The following is a 20,267-nucleotide window of genomic DNA, read 5'->3' on the forward strand; positions in this document are numbered from 1 at the left end:
GTCTCGACGCCTCAATGCCGACATGCTCGCCGGGGGCCTATTCATGGTGATTGGGGCGGGCTTCTTGATCCCAAGTATTCAATTGCCCTTTGGCACACTGCGTCGCATCGGCCCTGCGAGCTTTCCAACGATGGTGGCTACTGGCCTGATCGTTATGGGCATCATCGTTCTCATCCAATCCTTCAAAGCAACGGCCTCACAGGAAGCAGTCCATTTCAACCTATCGAAACTCGGCGTCATCGTGCTGTCCATCATCGTCTTTGGCATCACTGTGCGCGGTGCCGGGCTGCTGGTTTCCGTGGCGCTTTGCAGTCTGACCGCAGCGTTGGCATCGCGTCCATTCCGCCCGTTACCGATGGCAATTTACGGCCTGCTGCTCGGAACCGTGTGCGGACTGGCTTTCGTCACCGGCCTCGGCATGCCGGTTGCCATCATCGGCCCCTGGTTCGGCGTCTGAGGAGAGAGCTATGGAAACGGTTCATGCCCTGCTTCTTGGCCTTGATCAGGCAACGATGCCAAACAATCTGTTCTGGTGTTTCATCGGCACGCTGCTTGGCACACTTGTAGGTGTTCTCCCTGGCCTTGGGCCTGCTGCGACGATGTCCATCCTGCTACCCTTCACAATCGGGCTTGAGCCGGTCACCTCGCTAATCATGCTCGCCGGGATTTACTATGGTGCGCAATATGGCGGCTCTACCACCGCTATCCTTCTCAACCTGCCGGGGGAAGCTTCGTCGGTGGTCACGGCTATTGACGGATACAAGATGGCGCGCAAAGGCCGTGCGGGGGTGGCACTTGCGACGGCAGCCCTTGGCTCGTTCTTCGCGGGCACAGTGGCAACCTTACTGCTTGCGCTGTTTGCACCATCTCTAGCCGAATTCGGGCTGCTGTTTGGACCAGCAGAATATTTCTCTTTGATGATCCTTGGCCTCATCGCCTCGATCGTGCTTGCGCGCGGTTCCTTGCCCAAGGCGCTTGGCATGGTTTTCATCGGGATTTTGATCGGATTGATAGGACAGGACGTCCAAACCGCCGCGCCCCGCTTCATGCTTGGCTATGACGAGCTTTCAAGTGGAGTCAATTTCGTAATTGTCGCCATGGGATTGTTCGGCATCGGAGAACTGGTCCGCGATCTGGAGAACACGGGCAGCCGCACCGCCATAAAGGCACCCTTCTTCTCCATGTTGCCAAGCCGCGAGGATTTTCGTCGCATGACACCGTCGATCCTGCGCGGCACCGGTATAGGCTCCGTACTCGGGCTTCTACCCGGCAGCGGCGCGCTGCTTGCAGCCTTTGCGGCCTACGCCATCGAAAAACGCGTTGCCAAACCACCGGAGGGCTTTGGAGAGGGTGCCATTGAAGGCGTGGCGGCACCAGAAAGCGCCAACAATGCCGGTGCGCAAACATCCTTCGTGCCCTTGCTGACATTGGGGCTTCCGGCCAACGCCGTCATGGCCTTGATGTTCGGCGCCTTGATCATGCAGGGCATTGCGCCTGGGCCAACGTTGATCAGTGATCACCCACAGATTTTCTGGGGCGTCATCGTTTCCATGTGGGTTGGCAATCTGATGCTGCTGGTGTTGAATCTACCACTGATCGGAATCTGGACGAAGTTGCTGACGGTGCCGTTCCAGTATCTCTATCCAGCCATCATCGTGTTCTGCGCCATCGGCGTCTTTTCGCTTGGGAACTCCGTCTTTGATCTCTGGCTGCTGGCGATATTTGGTGTGCTTGGCTACGTATTCGCCAAGCTCGATTGCGATGCCGCACCGCTGGTCATGGGCCTCATCCTCGGCCCATTGCTAGAGGAGAATTTTCGCCGCGCCATGTTCCTGTCAAAGGGCAGCGTGTCCGTCTTTGTAGACAGGCCGATATCAGCGATCCTTCTCGTAGCGGCTGCAGTGGTTCTGGTCCTTATGATATTGCCAAAATTCGGCTCGATCCGTCAGGAGGCCTTTGAGGAATGACGAAACATGTCGTGGTCATCGGCGCTGGCATAGTTGGCGCAGCATCGGCGATCGAGTTGCTGCGGGATGGACATAGGGTCACGATTGCAGAGCCGGGCCCTCCGGGCGGGCGGCAGGCAGCAAGCTATGGCAATAGTGGTTGGTTGAGCCCAGCGTCCATAGTTCCGATGTCCATGCCAGGACTTTGGAAGAAGGTACCTGGAATGGTGACTGATCCGTCCGGCCCGCTGGCCATTCGCTGGCGTCATATTCTTCGGCTAGCGCCCTGGCTCCTTCGCTTCGTAAAAGCGGGTGCGACCGTTGCCAAGGTGGAACGAACTGCGGGCATTCTTTCCGGTTTGCTTCACGATGCGCCGGAACGACACGAAAAGCTTGCGGCAGAAATCGGCCGTTCGGACTTCATTGTGCGCAAAGGGCTAATCTACGCCTATCCTGACCGCGCCGCCTTCGAATTAGAGGCGCTGGCATGGACGTTGCGACGGCAAAACGGGGTGGCGTTTCGTGAGCTTTCTGCTGCCGAACTGCATCAACTCGAGCCGGACCTTGACGCGCGATACTCATTCGGCGTCATAGTCGAAAAAGGCGGCCATTGTGTCGATCCTGGTGGCTATGTCGCCGCCATTGTTGACCATGCAATCAGGCTCGGTGCCGACATGGTAACCGCAAAAGCTACAGGTTTTGAGATGAGCGGGGGAAAGCTGACTGCCGTTCGAACAGAGACCGGCGCGATTGCGTGCGATCGGGCAGTTATTGCCGCCGGCATTCACTCCAAAATACTGGCGACCGTCGCGGGCGATAAGGTGCCGCTTGAAAGCGAGCGAGGCTATCACATCGTCATACCCAACGATATCGCCAAGGGCGCAATGCCTGTCATGCCCGGAGACGGCAAGATGGGAAACAACCCGACACGTGCCGGTTTACGGATCGCCGGGCAAGTAGAACTTGCGAACACAACCGTAGATCCAGATTGGACCCGTGCCGATATTTTGCTGCGTCACGCCAAGCGCACCTATACAGCGCTATCGTCTCCCTTCGATGAAAGCCGTGTTGATCGTTGGATGGGACATCGCCCATCGACGCCGGATGGGGTGCCCGTCATTGGCCATTCCAATTTGACGACGGACATCATCTACGCCTTCGGCCACGGCCATGTCGGTCTGGCGACAGGACCCGTCACTGGTTGCCTGGTTGCCGACCTCGTTGCAGACCGGCCATCGTTTGTAGATTTGGGCCCATTTTCAGCAGCCAGATTTTAAGATTACAATGCTCCGTGAAAGGATTGCGATTTCACGTCGTTTACGCGGAGTGCACAAATCCGGTCTAGCGAGCCATTGGCCTCACGACTAGTTTGTGCGCTTGTCGGCGGTGTTTCGTCCCGTGATACGGGCCAGCAATCTAAGCGCAGGAAAAACAATGTCCCAGAATCTCGATGAAAACTACAAACTCGCATATGGCAAGAAGGCAGGCTTCGGGAAACGACCGGCGCTGGTTCTGGTCGATTTCGCCCATGCCTATTTCGATCCAGAATGCCCCCTTTATGCTGGCGTCGACGATGCGCTGGCCTCTGCACTGCGCATCCGCAAACTGGCCCATGAGGTTGGTATTCCTGTGGTGCTGACCGAGGTGACCTACCAGAAGAGCGGAATCAACGGCGGGCGCTTCATGGAGAAGGCAAAGCCGCTGGGCGCTTTCATCAAGGGCAGACGCACAGCCGAATTCGCAGAGGGGCTGGTTCCGCTGGAAGACGAGATCATCGTCTCCAAACAATATCCAAGCGCCTTCTTCGGCACCAGCCTCGCCTCGACCTTGACGGCCATGGGCATCGACAATGTCGTGCTGACGGGCTTGACCACAAGCGGATGCGTGCGAGCATCCTGCGTCGATTCCATGTCGCACGGCTTCATGACTACAGTCGTATCAGATGCCTGCGGTGATCGTCATCAGGGGCCCCATGATGCCAATCTATTCGACATGAACGCCAAATATGCCGATGTCGTTTCAGAGGACGAGATCATCCAATTCTTCAAAACATTCAAGGGTTAACACCGCGACTGTATTTTCAAAGCCGGGCCGCATCGAGGTTCTTGGCGGTGCCGGTGGCATTGGCCGCGCGCTGTTCGGCAAAGCTCGCAGCTACACCACACTCTGCGGCATGAGACGATGGAAGTCGGTTTTTCCCTGCAAAGCGGCACCCAGCCGCAGGCACAGAGCATCGGCTTGTGGTGGTGCGACGATCTGAATGCCTGTCGGCAAACTGGAGTATCCAAGGCCCGATGGGATCATAAGAGCGGGCAATCCTGTGAGATCGAAGATCATAGTGTTGCGGGAGATCAGCGATTGGAAGGAATGCGCCTCGCCATTTACGTCTACGGTCAGGCTGTCGAGCCGACCCGCCTCGCCGCCGACACCGGGCGTAACGACCAGATCGACATCCTCCATCGCCGCGAGAAAACCGGTCTGTGCTTCAGCGCGAATCTGGAGCGCCCGCGCATAATCGACGGCTGAAAAAGTGAGGCCGTTTTTCAGCCGATGCAGCAGACCGGCATCAAAAAGCTCGGCACGATCCAGTCGGGCGGAATGCAGTGTTGCCAGTTCACTTTGCAGGATAATCCATCCCGCATCATGCCAAGGCGCGATATCGATAGCAGGCAGAGAAACAAGCGTGCAGCCGAGCGCTTCGAGCGTCTTTAGAGCAGTCTCCCAATTGGTCAGCACCGCGTTATCGACCAACTCTGTGAACCAGTTTATCGGCACACCGATACGCAAACCTTCCACCTCTGCGTCATGGAGAATGGCGGCGCATTGCGCGGCGAGTTCCGTTTCGGACTGTGCCGTCATGAAAGGCAGGACGCGAGCAATATCACGGGCCGAGCGCGCCATGGGGCCGATATGATCGAGTGTCCAGGACAGCGGCGCCACACCGGACCGCGAGACCCGTTCCCGGCTGGGTTTCAGCCCCGTGGTGCCGCACCAGCAGGAGGGAACGCGGATGGAACCGCCGGTATCCGTGCCGAGCGCCAGCGGCATCAACCGCGCGGCAAGGCCAGCGCCCGAACCTGTTGACGAGCCGCCGGTCCAGCGCGTTTGATCCCAGGGATTAGTCACGGTTCCGAAGCGCGGATTGTGCGGCGACCCGGTGGCAAATTCCGTGGTAGCCGTCATGGCGAAGGGAATGGCACCGGCAGTACGCAGGCTTGCAACGGCATGGGCATCGGCTGGTGCAACGCGCTCGCCGGTAAAATGAGAGCCCGAGGTGACCACCGCACCCGCAACATCGATGATGTCTTTTACGCCAAAGGGTATCCCTTCTAGCGGTCGAGCCGTGCCATTGCGCCAGCGCTCGGCGCTTTCGCGGGCCGCATTTTCCGCACCCGGCACCACGCGAAGGATGGCTTCATTGCCCGCCTTACTCGAGTGAATGGCGGCGGTCAGATGGCTCAGGACATCGGCAGGGGACACGCGCCCACCGGCGTAAGCCGAGAGAAGCGTATCGACACCCGCCTGCTGCCACGCAACATCCGCCGACGCCGTTTCGACGGGTGCGCTGTTCAATGATCCAGAAATCGCCGCAACACGATACACACGATCTGCCGACCCCGGATCAACAAGGGTCAGCGGGTCAAGCACGTCATCGGCACCGACAAGCGGACCGCTGACAACAATGGCAGGCGGAATCTGGTTCATCCTATTCGGCTGCGATCTGGGTGATCGTGCGCGACGCCATCAAGGGCTGTATGCGTTCGCCGAAGATATCGAGGCCAACAAGGAAGTCATCGAATGTCAACATGATGCCCTTCGTGCCGGGAACATTGCCCGCCTCGTCCAGCATGCGGGCGACATTGGCGTATGAGCCGACCAACGTTCCCATGTTGAAATTGACCGCACCTTCCGGCAGGTTGATGTGCTTGGCGGTGGAGTTGCTGTCGGCAGTTGCGTCCTTGCTGCCCTGATCGGCCATCCACGCCAGAGCATCCACATCGGCACCGGCGCGGTAGGTTTCCCATTTGGCTTTGGCCAGTTCGTCGGTCTCATCAGCAATGACCATGAACAGCACATAGGCTCCGACATCGCGGCCTGTCTTGGCAGCCGCTTCCAGCAGCTTGGCATTGTTTGGCGCATAGGCTGTCGGCGTGTTGATGCCAGCGCCCATGACGAAGTTGTAATCGGCATATTCGGCGGCGAATTCCATGCCGCGCGGGCTTTGGCCTGCTGCAACGATCTCGATCTTGTTCTGCGGCGTTGGCTTCATCATGCAATCCTTCATGGTGAAGTGTTTGCCTTCGAAGCTGCATTCGCCGTTCGCCCAAAGCTCTTTCATGATGTGGACGTATTCGGTTGAATAATCATAGCGGTAACCGAAATAATCATCCCCCGGCCACATGCCCATCTGATCATATTCGGCCATCTGCCAGCCGGACACGATGTTCACGCCGAAACGGCCCGGTGCGACGCTGTCGATTGTGGTCGCCATGCGGGCAACGATTGCAGGCGGCAGCGTCAGAACGGCTGTCGAGGCAAAGAGCTTGATACGGTCGGTGACCGCGGCCAGGCTCGCCATCAACGTAAAGCTTTCCAGATTGTAGTCCCAGAACTCCGCCTTGCCACCAAAGCCGCGCAGCTTGATCATCGAAAGCGCGAATTCCAGACCGTATTTCTCGGCTTTCTGAACGATCTGCTTGTTGAGATCGAAGCTCGGCATGTATTGCGGCGACGTCGTCGAGATCAGCCAGCCATTGTTTCCGATGGGAATGAAAACACCGATATCCATGTGGTTCCCCTTTTTATGTGGTGGATACGTGGGCAGTATGTACGAACTAATGCAAAAATATTTGGAGCTGTAAAGCCAAAAATGACGTACGTTTAGGCTTGCCTATTTATTGCCCATTTGGTGATTTTGGACGCAGGTGCGCGATGCCGCCGAATGTGCCAAACGGCAAACGAGGAGGCATGTCGCCAATCAAATCATCAGAAATTTGCGCGGCATTGTGTAAACTAGCCGCAGGTTAGCCTTCGGCGCGCAACGTCGTGGTGAAAGTGAAGCGCTCGGCAGGAAGAACCTGGAACGCGTATTCGAGCAGACGCCGACCGGAGCCATAATAGCGGCGCGTCACCACGAGAGCGAGATCTCCCGCCTTCACGCCAAGCTTGTCCGCGACCGTTTCATCCAGCATAAGTGGCTTGATATCCTGCTGAATTTCCTGAATTTTTTCGCCCGTGAACTGCTCGATATAGTGAAAAATAGCGCTGCGGGCGACGGTGATGTCTTTCACCGCCGCAGCCAGCTTGGAATCGACGTAAACCTCGTTCCAGGAAAAGGCCCGGCTGCGATCGCCGGAGTAACGGATACCCGACATGTGGAAAAACTTACGGCCCGGACGGCAACCGAGCTCGACAGCAAGCTTGCCCTGCGCTGAAATCTCTTCCTTCGTGTCGATCACGAATTCCGTTTCAGCGGCAATTTCGAACAGTTCAGATCGGGAATGGGCGATGAAGCGCTTTCGCTCGGGGTCGAACCCTGCCTCCACGCGGGTGCCAACACCTTTGCGGGCCGATAGCCGCCCTTTGTTGCGTAACGTTCCAATGGCCTGTCGCACGGTCTGTCGACTGACACCCAGAGCAATGGCAATCTCGTTTTCCGTGGGCAACAGCGAACCGACCGGGTAGTCGCCTTTGTTGATCCGGCTCTCCAGATGATGCGCAACCTGGAGATAAAGGGGTGCCGTCTCAAGTTCCGGCTTCCAGTCAATGCCTTTTTGGTCCAAGCCCATCCCCACCCATGCTGGTGCGCGTTGCCGCATTCTTATAACGAAAGCTTCAATCCTCTTTCCAAACGAAAGGCAAACAAAATCCGGTCGAGGAGCAAAGCGCCTTAAGCCCGCTTGCGATACGCTCTCAAATCAAATAGTACGTACATATACAAACAATGGACTTCCAGGATATCGAGACGCATGTCGGACTTAGTCGCCGAAGAGGCCCCACAAACGCACCGCGCCTCCTCCCTCGCTCAGACGCTGATAGCAGCAACCCTCATCCAGATCGTGGCAACGGCAAGCGTGCTGGCGCTGACGGCAATTGCCCCCACCGTGGCGGCAGATATGGACATCGGCGCCTACTGGATCGGCTATCAGATCAGCCTGATCTATGCGTCTGGCATGTTTTCCTCGGCTGTTGCGGGAACGCTGGTGCAGCGCTTCGGCCCCATCCGCATCGAACAGATAGCCTTGATCTGTTTCGTCATAGGCTTTGCAGGTATTGCCACAGCCAATATCACGCTGATCATTCTGGCTTCGCTTCTGATCGGCATCGGCTACGGGCTGAACAACCCGGCTTCGTCGGAAATGCTGAGCCGGGTTACACCGCAAAACCGGCGCAACATCGTCTTTTCATTGAAACAGTCCGGCGTTCCGCTGGGCGGCATTCTGGCAAGCTTCGCCTTTCCGTTTCTGTCGCGTTATGTCGATTGGCATGTGGCCCTGCTTATCGGAGCAGCCGCTCCGCTTTTGACTATGGGTTTGTTGGCCATGACACATGCGGCAGAACCCAAGATCGAGAAAAAGGTGCCATCCATGTGGCGCGGCTTGATCGATGAACAATCGACTATCTGGCGCAACCCGCGCCTGCGGGCGCTCAGTTACCTGGGCTTTGCTTATTCGGCCATGCAATTGTCTGTCTCGGCCTTTGCCGTGGTCACGCTTGTGCACGATGCCGGCTGGTCCCTACTGGCGGCAGGCTCGGTCGCTGCGGCCATGCAGTTTGCGGGCGCGTTCGGCCGCATATTCTGGGGCGTGGTTGCAGACCGTATAGGCGGCGGTTACGTGACCTTGTCGCTCCTCGGTCTGTTGGGCGGGCTGGGATATGTCTTGCTCTATTGGTTGCCGGGCCTCCCCGTAATAGCACAAGTGGCGCTTTTCATTGCGATGGGAGCGGTCACCATCGGCTGGAATGGCGTGCTTCTTGCCGAAGTGGCCCACAACGCCCCTGAAGGCAGGGTGGGCGCGATCACTGGCGGCGTCTTGGTCTATACCTTTATCGGTGTCATTGTTGGCCCGTCTTCTTTTGCCAGCCTTTACGCGCTGACCGGACATTATGGCACAAGCTTCCTGATCTTTTCCCTATTCGGCTTTGCAGGCATGATCATCGCGTGGCGAGCGCGCCGTACAGGCCGCCGAACAGAGCCTCATATGTACCGACATAAGACGCAGTGAAAGCACGCAGGCGCGGGCCCGAAAGTGTTCGCAGCTGCAATAGAAAGCCGAAGAATCGCGACGATTGATCATATTTGAAGCGTTGCGCTGGTGGGCTTTTTGGCAATCGCCGCATAAATGTGCAGTGCAAAAAAATAGGCAAAATCCGATTGACGATGGCTTGAATATGTACGTACATTATCCTCATAGGAGCTCTCACCGGCGGCCTTAAAAGACACCGGTCAAACCGGGATCACAGAGGGGAATGTTGATCATGCGCCTGCTTTTTGCCAGTTCGTTGTTGGCCGCCTCAACTGTTGCGGTCCTTTCCACACCCGCCGCAGCAGATCCCATGGCCGATGCCAAGGCGATCATTGAGCAGCACCGGGCCATGCCGGTCTTTACGCCTCCGGGCGAGGCCTTCGACGCCAAGGCCTGCATGGCGGACAAGAAGGTGCTGTCTATCCCCATTTCCATGACGATCCCCTTCAATGTCGAGCTGCAAAAAGCGATGTCGGATGCGGCCAAGGAAGTTGGCTTCACCTACACGACCTGGGATAACCAGCTGAAAATCGACCAATGGGTTCAGGGCATCTCGCAGGCGATCACTCAGAAATATGACGCTCTCGACCTCGCCGGTGGTCTGAACCCCGAAGTTCTCGGGCCGCAACTGGGCGAAGCGCGTGCCGCCGGGCTTAAAATCTCAACGACGCATTTTTACGACGTAACGCAAAAGGCGATCCCGAGCGTCGACTATTCCGGCAAGGTGGATTTCACCAGTGCCGGAAAGCTTCTGGCCGCGTGGGCCTATGTGCAGACCGAGGGTAAGCCGAACGTTCTTGTCATCGGCTCGTCTGATGTCCTGCCATCCATTCCTTTCGTGGAATCGATCAAGAACGAATTGGCGGCGCTTTGCCCGGACTGCAAAGTCAAACATCTCGATGTTCCCGTTTCCGAATGGGCAACGAAGATTCAGTCCGGCACGCAATCGGCTCTGCTGGCCGATCCGTCGATCAACTACATCCTGCCGATCTACGATTCCATGTCGCAGTTCGTCATTCCAGCCATGCGCATCACCGGTGCGGAAGGCAGCGTCAAGCTTGCCAGCTTCAACGGCACACCTTTCGTTTTGGATATGGTTCGTGCAGGCCAGGTACAAATGGATATTGGCGAAAGCCTTGGCTGGGCTGGTTATGCCGCCATCGACAACATCATGCGCATGCTGTGCGGTAAGCCGGAAGTGGCAAAACTGAACGTGCCACTGCTGATTTTCGATGAAAGCAATATCGCCACTGCCGGTACGCCTGCCAACTTTAATGATGGCTATGGCGATGCCCATCTCGATGGCTTCCGCAAACTCTGGATGATCAAGTAAGCCAACACCGAAGCAGGAGCCGCATCATGACCGATAACGCCGTGCTTACCATGAAAAAGATCCGAATGCGGTTCGGCAGTTATGACGCACTGAAAGGCGTGTCGCTGTCGATCCAGCGCGGCGAAGTGTTCGGGCTTCTCGGCCAGAACGGTTCCGGCAAATCCACCATGATCAAGGTTCTGGCAGGCTTCCATCAGCCCGAGCCCGCTAGCGAGGTCATTCTCTGGGGCCAGAAAATGCCGCTGCCGCTTGATCCGATGGAGATCAAGAAGCGCGGCGTGGCATTCGTCCACCAGCACCTCGGCCTCGTGCCATCGCTCACCGTGCTGGAAAATATGCGCGTCACAGCGCTTGGCCAGAAAACACCCTGGTTCGTCAACTGGAAAAAAGAAGCCGCGTCCATCGCTAAGCTATTTGCGGAATTCGATCTGTCGATAGACCCCTTCCAGACGGTGGCGAACTTGCCACCGGTGGAGCGCGCCTTCGTCGCAATCATCCGCGCCTTCGAGGACCTTCGGGCATCGGATGCAGGCTATGGTGGTGAGGGCATATTGGTTCTGGATGAGCCGACGCCCTTTCTTCCGGCAGAGGACGTGCAGCGGCTGTTTGCCCTTATTCGCTCCATCGTCAAAACAGGCGCTTCTGTGGTCATCGTCACCCACGACATTGACGAGGTGCGCGATATTACCGACCGGGTGGCCGTGCTGCGGGATGGTGAGCTTATCGGCATTCTCGACACCCGCAGTTCGGAACGGCAATCCATTCTCGACACGATTGTCGGTTCGCGCATCGATGCTTTCGAAAAAACGCGCATGGCAAACGGTGGCGTGCCAGCGGCAGTCACCGTGCGCGGATTGACGGATGGGTCAACAGTACCGTTCGATTTCGACATTCGCGAGGGCGAAACGCTTGGAATCACCGGCCTCATCGGCTCCGGCTTTGCGGCCCTGCCCTATCTGCTCTATGGCGCAAGGCGCGGCAGCGGCACCGTCACCGTGGGCGGAAACGCCGCAAAGATCGGCTCCATGACCCCGCTGACCGCACAGCAAATGGGCATTGCCTTCCTGCCCGGCGACCGCTTAGGCGCTGCTGGCATTGGCTCGCTGTCCGTTACCGACAATATCACGCTTCCCGTTCTGGACAGCCTGCTGAAACCCCATGGGCTCGACCGGCCAGCCATGACCCGCGAGGCAGCTCGTCTGGCACAAATCTATGACGTCAGACCACAAAACCCGCATCTGCCACTCGGGTCTTTGTCCGGCGGCAACCAGCAGAAAGTTCTGCTGGCCAAATGGCTGCAGATCAAGCCGAAGCTGCTAATGCTGGACGAGCCGACCCAAGGCGTCGATTTCGGCGCGCGTCAGCAAATCTTCAAAGCGCTGGACCGGGCGGCGTCAGACGGCACGGCCATTCTCTGTGCCTCGACCGACAACGAACAACTCGAACAGATCTGCGACCGCATCATCGTCTTTTCACGCGGCCGCCCCGTCATCGAACTCAAAGGCTCCGAAATCAGCCGCAAGGTGATCACCGAAGCCTGTTTCCACAGCCATGAAGCGGAGGCCGCAGAATGACGACGCTCGACATGCCCACGACAAAGGCGATCACAGCGCCCAAGAGCCGGTTCACGCTGAAGACCGAAGGCGAACGTTTTGCCTTGGTGGGGGCATGGCTGCTTTTGATCGTGATTTTTGGCGCGCTGATGCCGGATTCGTTTCTGAGCTGGCGGAGCTTCTCTACCCTTTTCGGTTCTCAGGCCATTCTGGTGGTGTTGACTCTGGCCATCATCATTCCGCTCACATCAGGCGATTTCGATCTATCGGGCGCGTCGACACTGACGATGAGCTGCATGCTGATCGCCGTTCTCAATGTGAAATTAGGCTGGCCTATCGTACCGGTGATCCTGATTGCACTCCTGAGCGGCATCGTCATCGGTGCGGTCAATGCTTTCTTCGTTCTCTACTTCCGCATCCATTCGTTGATCGTAACGCTGGGCGTCGGCACATTCGTCAACGGGCTGATCCTGTGGGTCAGTAATTCACAAACGATCTCCGGCGTATCCATGGGGCTTGTGGAGTGGGTGATCATCAACCGGCTGTTCGGCATTCCGCTCGCCTTTTTCTATGCCATGATCCTCGCCGCCATCCTCTGGTATGCGCTTGAATTCACCATTGCGGGCCGCAAACTGCTTTTCGTCGGGCGCGGTCGCGAAGTCTCCCGGCTGAACGGCATCAATGTGGACCGCGTCCGCGCCACATCCTTCATACTCTCCGGCCTGATCTCGGCCTTTGCCGGCATGCTTTATGCCGGCATGACGGGCTCAGCCGATCCGCTATCAGGCCTCAATCTCCTGCTTCCCGCCTTCGCCGCAGCCTTTCTGGGTGCGACGACGATCTCGCCCGGACGGTTCAACGCCTTTGGTGCCGTCATCGCCGTCTATTTCCTCGTTACCGGCATCACGGGCCTGACGATGCTGGGTGCGGACGCCTATGTGCAAAACCTGTTCTACGGCGGCGCGTTGGTCATCGCCGTGTCGCTGAGCCAGCTAGTGCGCAACCGCCAACCGCAGGATTTCAGCTGATGGACGACAGGGAGATCATGGCAGCACTCGCCGAGCGCTATTGGAGCCGACCGGCGGTCGAGGCAGAACTCACTGCCATGGCAGGAGAGGTGGCGCGCGACAGCATCGCAATCGCTCCCTCCGCGCTCGGGAAATCAGGTGCGCTGTTCAACATCGAACCAGCCCATTTCGACGCCCTCCCACTTGCGGAGGCAAAGCGATGAGCCTCGACAACCCCATCTCGCTGAAACAGGCGGCGGACGCGATCCGCACTGGCAAGATCAGTTCGGTCGAAATGACACAAGCCGCGCTCACACGGGCAAAATCCAGTCATGAGCGCCTGAATGCTTTCATCGAAATCGAGGAAGGCCCCGCGCTCGAAGCGGCAAAAGCCGCCGACGCCATGCTGGCATCCGGCCAAACCATCGGCCCGCTGCACGGCGTGCCGCTTGCCCACAAGGATATGTATGATCGCGCCGGTTTCATAACGGGTTGCGGCTCGAAAATTCGTGCCGGACACATCGCCGCCTCCACCTCAACCGTGATGGAACGCCTGCAATCTGCAGGTTCGCTTTCGATGGGGCGGTTGAACATGAGCGAGTTTGCCATGGGTCCGACCGGGCACAATTTTCACCATGGGCGAGCGTTGAACCCGATAGAGGCGGAGCGTATCACGGGCGGCTCGTCATCCGGCTCAGGCTCCGCCGTGGGTGGCGGCGTGGTGCTGGCAGCACTCGGCTCCGACACTGGTGGATCGATCCGCTTGCCCGCAGCCTGCTGCGGCGTGGTCGGCATCAAGCCGACCCAAGGCCGCGTCAGTCGCCACGGCGTCATGCCGCTGTCGTTTTCGCAAGATTGTGTCGGGCCGCTGGCACGTTCGGTCGAAGACGCCTACCTAATGTTGCAGCTGATTTCCGGGCCGGATGACCGCGACACGACCTGTATGGATGTCGAAAAGCCCGGCAGTCTTCTCACCGATCTGTCGTCGCTGCGTATTGGCATCGCAGGCGGTCTGTTTGCCGAAGGGCTGGAAATCGATGTCGCGCACGGCATCGAAACAGCCATCACGGCACTCAAGCCGGATGTCGCCAGTATCGCGAAGGCTTCCATCCCGGATCTTTCGTCCATGGCCGAACTCGCCAATGCTGTGGCGATGGCGGAAGCGGGTGCGGTGCATTTCGACTGGATGCGTGAGCGACCGGAAGATTACGGCCCGCAAATCCGTATGAGACTATCGCAATCCCTGGCGATACCGGGACCGATCTACCTGCGCGCGTTGCAAATACGCTCGGTGATGCTGAGGGAGTTTCTCGCGACAGCCTTTGCCGAGGCAGATGTGCTGATTACGCCCACCATGCCCTTCCTTCCACCACTGTCATCCGAGGTGGATGTCGGCACCAGCCCAACAATGAACGCAGTGGTCAGCGCGATGACATCGTTCACACGCCCCTTCAGTTATCTCGGCCTGCCGGTGGTGACCGTGCCGGTTTCAGCGTCTGCCGGGGGCCTACCTGTCGCGCTACAGATCGTCGCCCGACCATGGCGTGAAGACCTTGGGGCAAGTGTTGCCTTGCGACTGGAACAAGCGCTTGCCCTTCCCGCATTCAACGACATGTCCATGGCCAGATCAGCGGCATGAAATCCCGGATTGCAACGAAAGGATCATCCCCATGAACACGATGCCAAATCTCTCAACACCCGTCGAGGCGATTGCAGATGTGAGCCAGCAGGCGTTTCGCGATGCCATGGCCAAGATGGGCGCAGCCGTCAACATCATCACCACGGATGGGCCAGCCGGAAAGGCGGGCTTTGCGGCGACCGCCGTTTGCAGCGTGACGGACAGCCCGGCAACCATTCTCGTTTGCCTGAACCGCACGGCGTCGGTTTTCAACGCGGTGATGGAAAACAAGACGATTTGCGTCAATGTGCTGACCGCAGAGCACGAAAAACTGTCCTCTTTGTTTGGTGGCAAGACACCTGTTGAAGAACGCTTTGCAGCCGCCAGCTGGCATTATGGAGCGACCGGCGCTCCGATTCTGGAGGACGCCATGGTGTCCTTCGACTGCGCTATCACCAGCACGCAGAATGTCGGCACACATTGCGTGCTGTTTTGTTCAGTCAAGGAAATCCATGAAAGTGGTGCCGATGCGGCGCTGATTTATTACAAGCGTGCCTATCACCGTGTCGGCGAATGATGCCTGTATGCTCACCCGTACTGAAGCGGACGTCACATTCATGAGACTAACATCGACAATTTTACCTAGAAAAACTGAACCATAAATCCTTGGAGGAAATCTCCGCAGACTTTGTGATATCAAGCCTTTGATATGCTGCGGATAGGATTCCATATGAAACTCGTCATATTCGGCGCGAATGGTCCGACGGGCCGTCAGGTCGCCCGTCAGGCTCTTGCTTTGGGGCATCACGTGACTGCGGTGACCAGAAAACCTGATCAATATCCTCTGAGCTCCCCGCTGTTGACGATCGTTGCCGCTGATGTGACTGACAAGGACGCCGTCAGACGGGCCGCAATCGGCAACGACGCCGTCCTCTCGACGTTCGGTGTGCCTTACGGCAGGCAGGATATTTCGGTCTATTCTCAAGGCATTACCAACATCATAGACGCGATGGCGTTGGAGGGCATCAGCCGCCTGGTCTGCGTTTCATCGACAGCTGTGGCTACTCAGGAGGTCGCCCGCGAGACCCTGTTCTGGCGCAAGATTCTGGTGCCTTTTTTCCGCAACGTGCTGGGCAAGACGCTCTACGACGACATGGCCAGAATGGAAGACATTGTCCAGAAGAGCCCATTGAAATGGACAATCATCCGCCCCGCCGCTCTGTTCGACACGGACGAGCCTACCGGCGATTACGACGTGGGCGTGGAGCGCATATTCGGTCGTTTTACATCCCGCGCCGATCTAGCACAGACCTTGATCCGCGAGGCCGTTTCCGTTGAGCATCCTCGCGCTATCATCGAGGTCATCACCCACGCTGGCCGTCCTTCGAGTTTTGCCGTTTTGAAAAAAACATTTGGTCGTAAGCGTGATGGATAAACGCTCACAGCTTTTTATTTTCGCTTTTGAAGCATTTGAAGAAGGTAAGCTATTTTGGAACAAATTTCGGAATTTCTGACCGGCATGTTCGGCAGTCGAACGATTGAAATCTGCGCGACTTTGCTCGGCTTGGCCAATGTATCGCTGATCATAAGGCGGAGCATCTGGAATTATCCATTCGGCATCGCAATGGTCATTCTTTACGCTTGGATTTTTTACGACGCAAAGCTTTATAGCGACGCGCTTTTGCAAATATTCTTTCTTTTCATACAGTTCTACGGCATTGCGACCTGGCTACGGGGGCGAGGTGATGACGGATTGGTCAATGCGATCGATCTTCCATATTCTTTTGCTGTGCCGTTGGCGCTTAGCGCAGCGACCTGTTCCGTCGCGCTGGGTTATGTCATGGCGGAATTCACAGACGCGGCCCTCCCCTATTGGGACGCAACGACCACTGTGTTGAGTGTCTTCGCTCAATTCCTTCTGGCCAGACGCTATCTGCAGAATTGGCTCGTCTGGATCGTGGTCGATGTTCTTGCGATCGGTATATATTGGAGCAAAGACCTGACGCCGACTGCATTTTTGTACGTGATTTTCCTCGGTATGGCGATCGCAGGCTATGTGAACTGGCGCAGATCGATGCAACCATCCGGGCAACTGATCTGATGACAACACGCGGGTTCCTGCTGGGCAAGTTTTTGCCTCCACATGCGGGTCATGTCTTCATGTGTAACACCGCTTCGCATCTCTGTGACGAGTTGACGATCCTGGTATGCTCGCTGGATCGAGAGCCGATCGAAGGGCAGTTGCGGTACGGTTGGATGAAAAGTCTTTTTCCGCACGCACGCGTCATCCATTTCTCCCAGGATGTTCCGCAAGAGCCAAAGGATCATCCAGATTTCTGGAGGATATGGCAGGAGATTTGCCAAGAAGCCCATCCTGAGAAACTGGGTTATGTTTTCGGCTCGGAACCCTATGTCGTAAAACTGGCAGAAGTCATGGCGGCCAAGCCCGTTGTGATTGACCCGGAGCGTTTGGCATTCCCGGTTTCGGGAACGGCAGTCAGAGAGAATCCGTATGCGCATTGGGACATGGTGCCGGGTCCGGTTCGCCCCTACTATCAGCGGCGAGTGGTTCTCGCGGGAGCCGAAAGCACAGGCAAATCGGTCCTTGCCAAACGCTTGGCAGACCATCTCAAAACTCGATATGTCCCTGAGTATGGTCGTACCTACGACGCCTACCGGATAGGAGACTGGCAGGCCCAGAGCTTCCAAGACATAGAGGCTGGTCATCGCGCCATGCGTCAAGCGATAGCGCCTTCCGCCGGGCCGATTTTGATCGAAGATACCGATGAGCTTTTGACCCGAGTCTGGGAGGAAGCTTTGACGGGTCAGCGTCCTACACGTCCCCGACCCGCGGATATCGCAAATCTCTATCTGCTGCTCGACACCGATTTGCCGTGGCACGACGATGGCACCCGATATCAGCAGGACATATCCTTCCGGTCTGATTTTCAACAGGCCGTAAAACGTGAGCTTGAAGAGGCCAATGCCATTTGGCGAACTGTCAGTGGAGTTGGGCAAGACCGTCTCACAAACGCACTCGCGATATTAACCGACATTTTTGGTAAGGACTTGCTCTAAAGCGCTCCTTACTGCTCCGCCCCATTAAAAAGAAATTCTAAACGGGCGATAGAATTTAGTCGTTGGACCCCTTCCGATACGCTGCATATCGTCCTCTTAACGACAAGCAAAGCCAAAAGGCGAAGGGGAATACGATATGAAGTGCATCTCCATGAAAGTCCTTTCTGCCACGTTTTTCGCAGCGACAATGCTGTCGGGAACCTGTGCCAGCGCTGCGGAAATCACCGTTATGGGTTACCGTGGGCCGTTCGAAGAAAACTATATGAAATCGGTCATCCAGCCTTTCATGAAGGCTCACCCCGACATCAAGGTCAATTATTACGGCGTACAAAACGCCGCAACCTCGCTTGGCAACATGCGCGCTCAACGGGATGCCCCGCAGGTCAACGCCGTCATCTACGACCTCTCGGTCGCCAAGATCGCCAAAGAGGAGGGTCTCGTTGCCACCCTCGATACGGCTAAAACTCCGAACTACGCTGACCTGCACGATGTCGGCAAGGAACTGGGCGGCGCGGCTATTCCGGTGACCTACGATACGCTGACCCTCATCTACAATTCCAAAGCTTTTCCTGTCGCGCCAACCAGTTGGGAAACGCTGTGGGATAAAAATCAGGCTGGCAAGGTCATCGTGCCCGCTCAAGGTGGCGGCGACATTCAGGCGATTGTTTTGACAATCATCGCCAACCGGCTCGCTGGCGAAGAAGATTACAAAAAGACAATCGATCCCGGTGTTGAAAAGCTCGTAGAACTGGCGCCGCGTGTCCAGACATGGGAGCCCAAGCCGGATGCCTACACGCTGATCGCCAACGGCACCGCCACGGTTTCGATTGGCTGGAATGCGCGCTCCCAATTCTACTTCGATCAGACAGAAGGCCGTTTGAACTCGATTGCACCCGTGGAAGGGACAGCCTCTCAGGTCAATGTCATCAGCGCGATAGAGAAGGCGTCTGAAGCCGAGGCGACACAGACCTTTATAAACTATGCGATTGGCCCGGAAGCACAGGCAGCCTTTGCCAAGGCGATGTTTTACGCGCCCACTAATAAAAAGGCCGAGGTAGACGAGGCCACCGCCAAGCGGATTCCGATGATGGACTCGGCCCAGCAGGAAAAGCTCATCAAGGTCGACTGGATGACCATCGGCGACATGCGAGACGATATTCTGCAGCCCTGGCGTCGCCAGATCATTCCCGCCGGACGATAAGCGCAAACGCACCGCGACCAAAAGCGCGGCTCTATTCCACGACACTGTCAGCAGATCATTCCGTAACACGCGTACTGGCGCGTGGATGGACAGATGCGCCGACATTTCAGGGCTGCGCTCTTCGCCTTACGCCGACCTCAATTCGCACATGGTGACGAAATGCAAACGATACAGCGACATCAAGATCATCAGAACTCTGCGGCCCATCCCGACGGGGCGACTTTTCTCAAGCTTGAAGGCCTCACCAAACGCTACGGCGAAGATTACATGGCAGTCGATAATCTCGCGTTGGATGTTCCGAAAGGTAAGCTTCTTGGTCTGCTTGGACCTTCAGGATGCGGAAAATCCACCACACTGCGGATGATCGCAGGTCTGCTGGACATCACCGCAGGCAAAATCTCCATTGAAGGCGATGACATCTCGCACAAGCCGCCGCACAAGCGCGATATCGGTCTGGTCTTCCAGAACTATGCCCTGTTCCCACATATGACGGTGGCGCAGAACGTGGCCTTTGGTCTTGAAATGCGCAGCATATCCAAAACCGAAGCGCGCGATCGCGTGGAAGAAGCATTGGAAATGGTGCGCCTTCCCGGCTACGGCGAACGCAAGCCCAAGGAAATGTCCGGCGGTCAGCAGCAGCGCGTGGCGCTGGCCCGTGCACTCGTCATCCGCCCCCGGCTTCTTCTTCTCGACGAACCTCTCTCCAACCTCGATGCCAAGCTGCGCGACGACATGCGGATCGAGATCAGAGAAATTCAGCAACGCCTTCAAATCACGACCGTTTTCGTAACCCACGATCAAGTCGAGGCACTGACGATGTGCGACCTCGTCGGTGTCATGCACCGCGGCAAGCTGGCCCAACTCGGGACGCCCGAAGATATCTATGAGCGCCCAGCCGACTTGTTCGTCGCGAATTTCGTAGGCCGGACAAACGTTCTCGACTGTGAGATCGAAGAACTCGACCGCGTGCGTATCGGATCTTCTGTTTATCCCTGCAAGACGCAGGGTTTGACTAAGGGAAAAGCGAAAGCGGCCATCCGTCCCCACCGTATAAGCCTTACACCGAGCCGCGACCGCAGCCTCGTCAGCATCGCGACGAACTCAACCCACGGCAAGGTCGTGCGCGTCACCTATATCGGCGACGTCGTCCAATATGACATCGACATCGGCGGCAACATCCTGACCACCGAAGTTCATACGGCCAGTGCCGGTCACAGCTTCCAGAGCGGCGAGAAACTGCTCTGCGAATGGAAGCCGCAAGACATGCAAGTTTTCGGGAGCTGA

Annotated in this window: 19 protein-coding genes; 16 read left to right on the plus strand and 3 right to left on the minus strand. The window is 57.1% G+C overall.

Annotation, left to right across the window (positions count from 1 at the left end):
* The first annotated feature begins 22 nt into the window (after nucleotides 1-22).
* The 4 genes from HRR99_RS16140 to HRR99_RS16155 all read left to right on the plus strand — a co-directional run bounded on the left by HRR99_RS16140 (nucleotide 23) and on the right by HRR99_RS16155 (nucleotide 4,010).
* The gene (locus HRR99_RS16140) at nucleotides 23-457 is read left to right on the plus strand and encodes a tripartite tricarboxylate transporter TctB family protein (RefSeq protein ID WP_277877935.1); all 435 of its coding nucleotides are present in this window, start codon (nucleotides 23-25) and stop codon (nucleotides 455-457) included.
* A 10-nt stretch (nucleotides 458-467) separates the two neighbouring features.
* Entirely contained in the window at nucleotides 468-1,967 is a 1,500-nt protein-coding gene (locus HRR99_RS16145) for a tripartite tricarboxylate transporter permease (protein ID WP_233123716.1), read from the plus strand.
* Nucleotides 1,964-3,223 (plus strand): NAD(P)/FAD-dependent oxidoreductase, encoded by a 1,260-nt coding sequence (locus HRR99_RS16150; RefSeq protein WP_233123717.1) that lies wholly within the window; start codon nucleotides 1,964-1,966, stop codon nucleotides 3,221-3,223. Before HRR99_RS16145 ends, HRR99_RS16150 begins: the two co-directional genes overlap by 4 nt.
* A 157-nt stretch (nucleotides 3,224-3,380) precedes the next feature.
* A complete protein-coding gene (locus HRR99_RS16155) occupies nucleotides 3,381-4,010 on the plus strand; it encodes an isochorismatase family protein (RefSeq protein ID WP_233123718.1) in 630 nt (209 codons plus the stop codon).
* Between the two features lie 90 nt (nucleotides 4,011-4,100).
* Here HRR99_RS16155 and HRR99_RS16160 read toward each other — a convergent pair whose 3' ends face one another.
* The 3 genes from HRR99_RS16160 to HRR99_RS16170 all read right to left on the minus strand — a co-directional run bounded on the left by HRR99_RS16160 (nucleotide 4,101) and on the right by HRR99_RS16170 (nucleotide 7,729).
* A complete protein-coding gene (locus HRR99_RS16160; RefSeq protein WP_233123719.1) occupies nucleotides 4,101-5,651 on the minus strand; it encodes an amidase in 1,551 nt (516 codons plus the stop codon).
* A 1-nt stretch (nucleotide 5,652) separates the two neighbouring features.
* Nucleotides 5,653-6,735, minus strand: coding sequence for a pyrimidine utilization protein A (gene rutA, locus HRR99_RS16165; RefSeq protein ID WP_233123720.1), 1,083 nt, complete (start codon nucleotides 6,733-6,735; stop codon nucleotides 5,653-5,655).
* Nucleotides 6,736-6,970: 235 nt separating this feature from the next.
* Nucleotides 6,971-7,729, minus strand: a complete 759-nt coding sequence (locus tag HRR99_RS16170) for a GntR family transcriptional regulator (RefSeq protein ID WP_233123721.1) — start codon at nucleotides 7,727-7,729, stop codon at nucleotides 6,971-6,973.
* A gap of 186 nt (nucleotides 7,730-7,915) precedes the next feature.
* On the opposite strand from HRR99_RS16170, the gene HRR99_RS16175 reads away from it, so the two are divergent.
* The 12 genes from HRR99_RS16175 to HRR99_RS16230 all read left to right on the plus strand — a co-directional run bounded on the left by HRR99_RS16175 (nucleotide 7,916) and on the right by HRR99_RS16230 (nucleotide 20,267).
* A complete protein-coding gene (locus HRR99_RS16175; protein ID WP_233123722.1) occupies nucleotides 7,916-9,172 on the plus strand; it encodes an MFS transporter in 1,257 nt (418 codons plus the stop codon).
* 253 nt (nucleotides 9,173-9,425) lie between these two features.
* Nucleotides 9,426-10,526 (plus strand): sugar ABC transporter substrate-binding protein, encoded by a 1,101-nt coding sequence (locus HRR99_RS16180; RefSeq protein WP_233123723.1) that lies wholly within the window; start codon nucleotides 9,426-9,428, stop codon nucleotides 10,524-10,526.
* 26 nt (nucleotides 10,527-10,552) lie between these two features.
* A complete protein-coding gene (locus HRR99_RS16185; protein WP_233123724.1) occupies nucleotides 10,553-12,100 on the plus strand; it encodes a sugar ABC transporter ATP-binding protein in 1,548 nt (515 codons plus the stop codon).
* Nucleotides 12,097-13,107, plus strand: coding sequence for an ABC transporter permease (locus tag HRR99_RS16190; protein ID WP_233123725.1), 1,011 nt, complete (start codon nucleotides 12,097-12,099; stop codon nucleotides 13,105-13,107). Before HRR99_RS16185 ends, HRR99_RS16190 begins: the two co-directional genes overlap by 4 nt.
* The gene (locus HRR99_RS16195) at nucleotides 13,107-13,310 is read left to right on the plus strand and encodes a hypothetical protein (protein ID WP_233123726.1); all 204 of its coding nucleotides are present in this window, start codon (nucleotides 13,107-13,109) and stop codon (nucleotides 13,308-13,310) included. Before HRR99_RS16190 ends, HRR99_RS16195 begins: the two co-directional genes overlap by 1 nt.
* Nucleotides 13,307-14,725, plus strand: a complete 1,419-nt coding sequence (locus HRR99_RS16200; RefSeq protein WP_233123727.1) for an amidase — start codon at nucleotides 13,307-13,309, stop codon at nucleotides 14,723-14,725. Before HRR99_RS16195 ends, HRR99_RS16200 begins: the two co-directional genes overlap by 4 nt.
* A 40-nt stretch (nucleotides 14,726-14,765) precedes the next feature.
* A complete protein-coding gene (locus HRR99_RS16205; protein ID WP_233124940.1) occupies nucleotides 14,766-15,281 on the plus strand; it encodes a flavin reductase in 516 nt (171 codons plus the stop codon).
* A gap of 153 nt (nucleotides 15,282-15,434) precedes the next feature.
* Nucleotides 15,435-16,139, plus strand: a complete 705-nt coding sequence (locus HRR99_RS16210) for an NAD(P)-dependent oxidoreductase (protein ID WP_233123728.1) — start codon at nucleotides 15,435-15,437, stop codon at nucleotides 16,137-16,139.
* Nucleotides 16,140-16,193: 54 nt separating this feature from the next.
* Nucleotides 16,194-16,805, plus strand: a complete 612-nt coding sequence (gene pnuC, locus HRR99_RS16215) for a nicotinamide riboside transporter PnuC (RefSeq protein ID WP_233123729.1) — start codon at nucleotides 16,194-16,196, stop codon at nucleotides 16,803-16,805.
* A complete protein-coding gene (locus HRR99_RS16220) occupies nucleotides 16,805-17,782 on the plus strand; it encodes an AAA family ATPase (RefSeq protein WP_233123730.1) in 978 nt (325 codons plus the stop codon). Before pnuC ends, HRR99_RS16220 begins: the two co-directional genes overlap by 1 nt.
* Before the next feature lie 151 nt (nucleotides 17,783-17,933).
* The gene (locus HRR99_RS16225; protein ID WP_233123731.1) at nucleotides 17,934-18,983 is read left to right on the plus strand and encodes an extracellular solute-binding protein; all 1,050 of its coding nucleotides are present in this window, start codon (nucleotides 17,934-17,936) and stop codon (nucleotides 18,981-18,983) included.
* 159 nt (nucleotides 18,984-19,142) lie between these two features.
* On the plus strand, nucleotides 19,143-20,267 hold the full coding sequence (locus HRR99_RS16230) for an ABC transporter ATP-binding protein (protein WP_233123732.1): 1,125 nt from the start codon (nucleotides 19,143-19,145) through the stop codon (nucleotides 20,265-20,267).

It is taken from the genome of Agrobacterium vaccinii (assembly GCF_021310995.1).
Taxonomy (GTDB): Bacteria; Pseudomonadota; Alphaproteobacteria; order Rhizobiales; family Rhizobiaceae; genus Agrobacterium; species Agrobacterium vaccinii.

What these genes read in the sequence shown, in the direction of transcription:
- HRR99_RS16140 (WP_277877935.1), top strand. Translation starts at nt 23, where the DNA reads ATGCTCGCCGGGGGCCTATTCATGGTGATTGGGGCGGGCTTCTTGATC.
- HRR99_RS16190 (WP_233123725.1), top strand. Translation starts at nt 12,097, where the DNA reads ATGACGACGCTCGACATGCCCACGACAAAGGCGATCACAGCGCCCAAG.
- HRR99_RS16145 (WP_233123716.1), top strand. Translation starts at nt 468, where the DNA reads ATGGAAACGGTTCATGCCCTGCTTCTTGGCCTTGATCAGGCAACGATG.
- HRR99_RS16180 (WP_233123723.1), top strand. Translation starts at nt 9,426, where the DNA reads ATGCGCCTGCTTTTTGCCAGTTCGTTGTTGGCCGCCTCAACTGTTGCG.
- HRR99_RS16230 (WP_233123732.1), top strand. Translation starts at nt 19,143, where the DNA reads ATGCAAACGATACAGCGACATCAAGATCATCAGAACTCTGCGGCCCAT.
- HRR99_RS16185 (WP_233123724.1), top strand. Translation starts at nt 10,553, where the DNA reads ATGACCGATAACGCCGTGCTTACCATGAAAAAGATCCGAATGCGGTTC.
- HRR99_RS16210 (WP_233123728.1), top strand. Translation starts at nt 15,435, where the DNA reads ATGAAACTCGTCATATTCGGCGCGAATGGTCCGACGGGCCGTCAGGTC.
- HRR99_RS16205 (WP_233124940.1), top strand. Translation starts at nt 14,766, where the DNA reads ATGCCAAATCTCTCAACACCCGTCGAGGCGATTGCAGATGTGAGCCAG.
- HRR99_RS16160 (WP_233123719.1), bottom strand. Translation starts at nt 5,651, where the DNA reads ATGAACCAGATTCCGCCTGCCATTGTTGTCAGCGGTCCGCTTGTCGGT.
- HRR99_RS16200 (WP_233123727.1), top strand. Translation starts at nt 13,307, where the DNA reads ATGAGCCTCGACAACCCCATCTCGCTGAAACAGGCGGCGGACGCGATC.
- HRR99_RS16175 (WP_233123722.1), top strand. Translation starts at nt 7,916, where the DNA reads ATGTCGGACTTAGTCGCCGAAGAGGCCCCACAAACGCACCGCGCCTCC.
- HRR99_RS16155 (WP_233123718.1), top strand. Translation starts at nt 3,381, where the DNA reads ATGTCCCAGAATCTCGATGAAAACTACAAACTCGCATATGGCAAGAAG.
- HRR99_RS16225 (WP_233123731.1), top strand. Translation starts at nt 17,934, where the DNA reads ATGAAAGTCCTTTCTGCCACGTTTTTCGCAGCGACAATGCTGTCGGGA.
- HRR99_RS16195 (WP_233123726.1), top strand. Translation starts at nt 13,107, where the DNA reads ATGGACGACAGGGAGATCATGGCAGCACTCGCCGAGCGCTATTGGAGC.
- rutA (WP_233123720.1), bottom strand. Translation starts at nt 6,735, where the DNA reads ATGGATATCGGTGTTTTCATTCCCATCGGAAACAATGGCTGGCTGATC.
- HRR99_RS16220 (WP_233123730.1), top strand. Translation starts at nt 16,805, where the DNA reads ATGACAACACGCGGGTTCCTGCTGGGCAAGTTTTTGCCTCCACATGCG.
- HRR99_RS16150 (WP_233123717.1), top strand. Translation starts at nt 1,964, where the DNA reads ATGACGAAACATGTCGTGGTCATCGGCGCTGGCATAGTTGGCGCAGCA.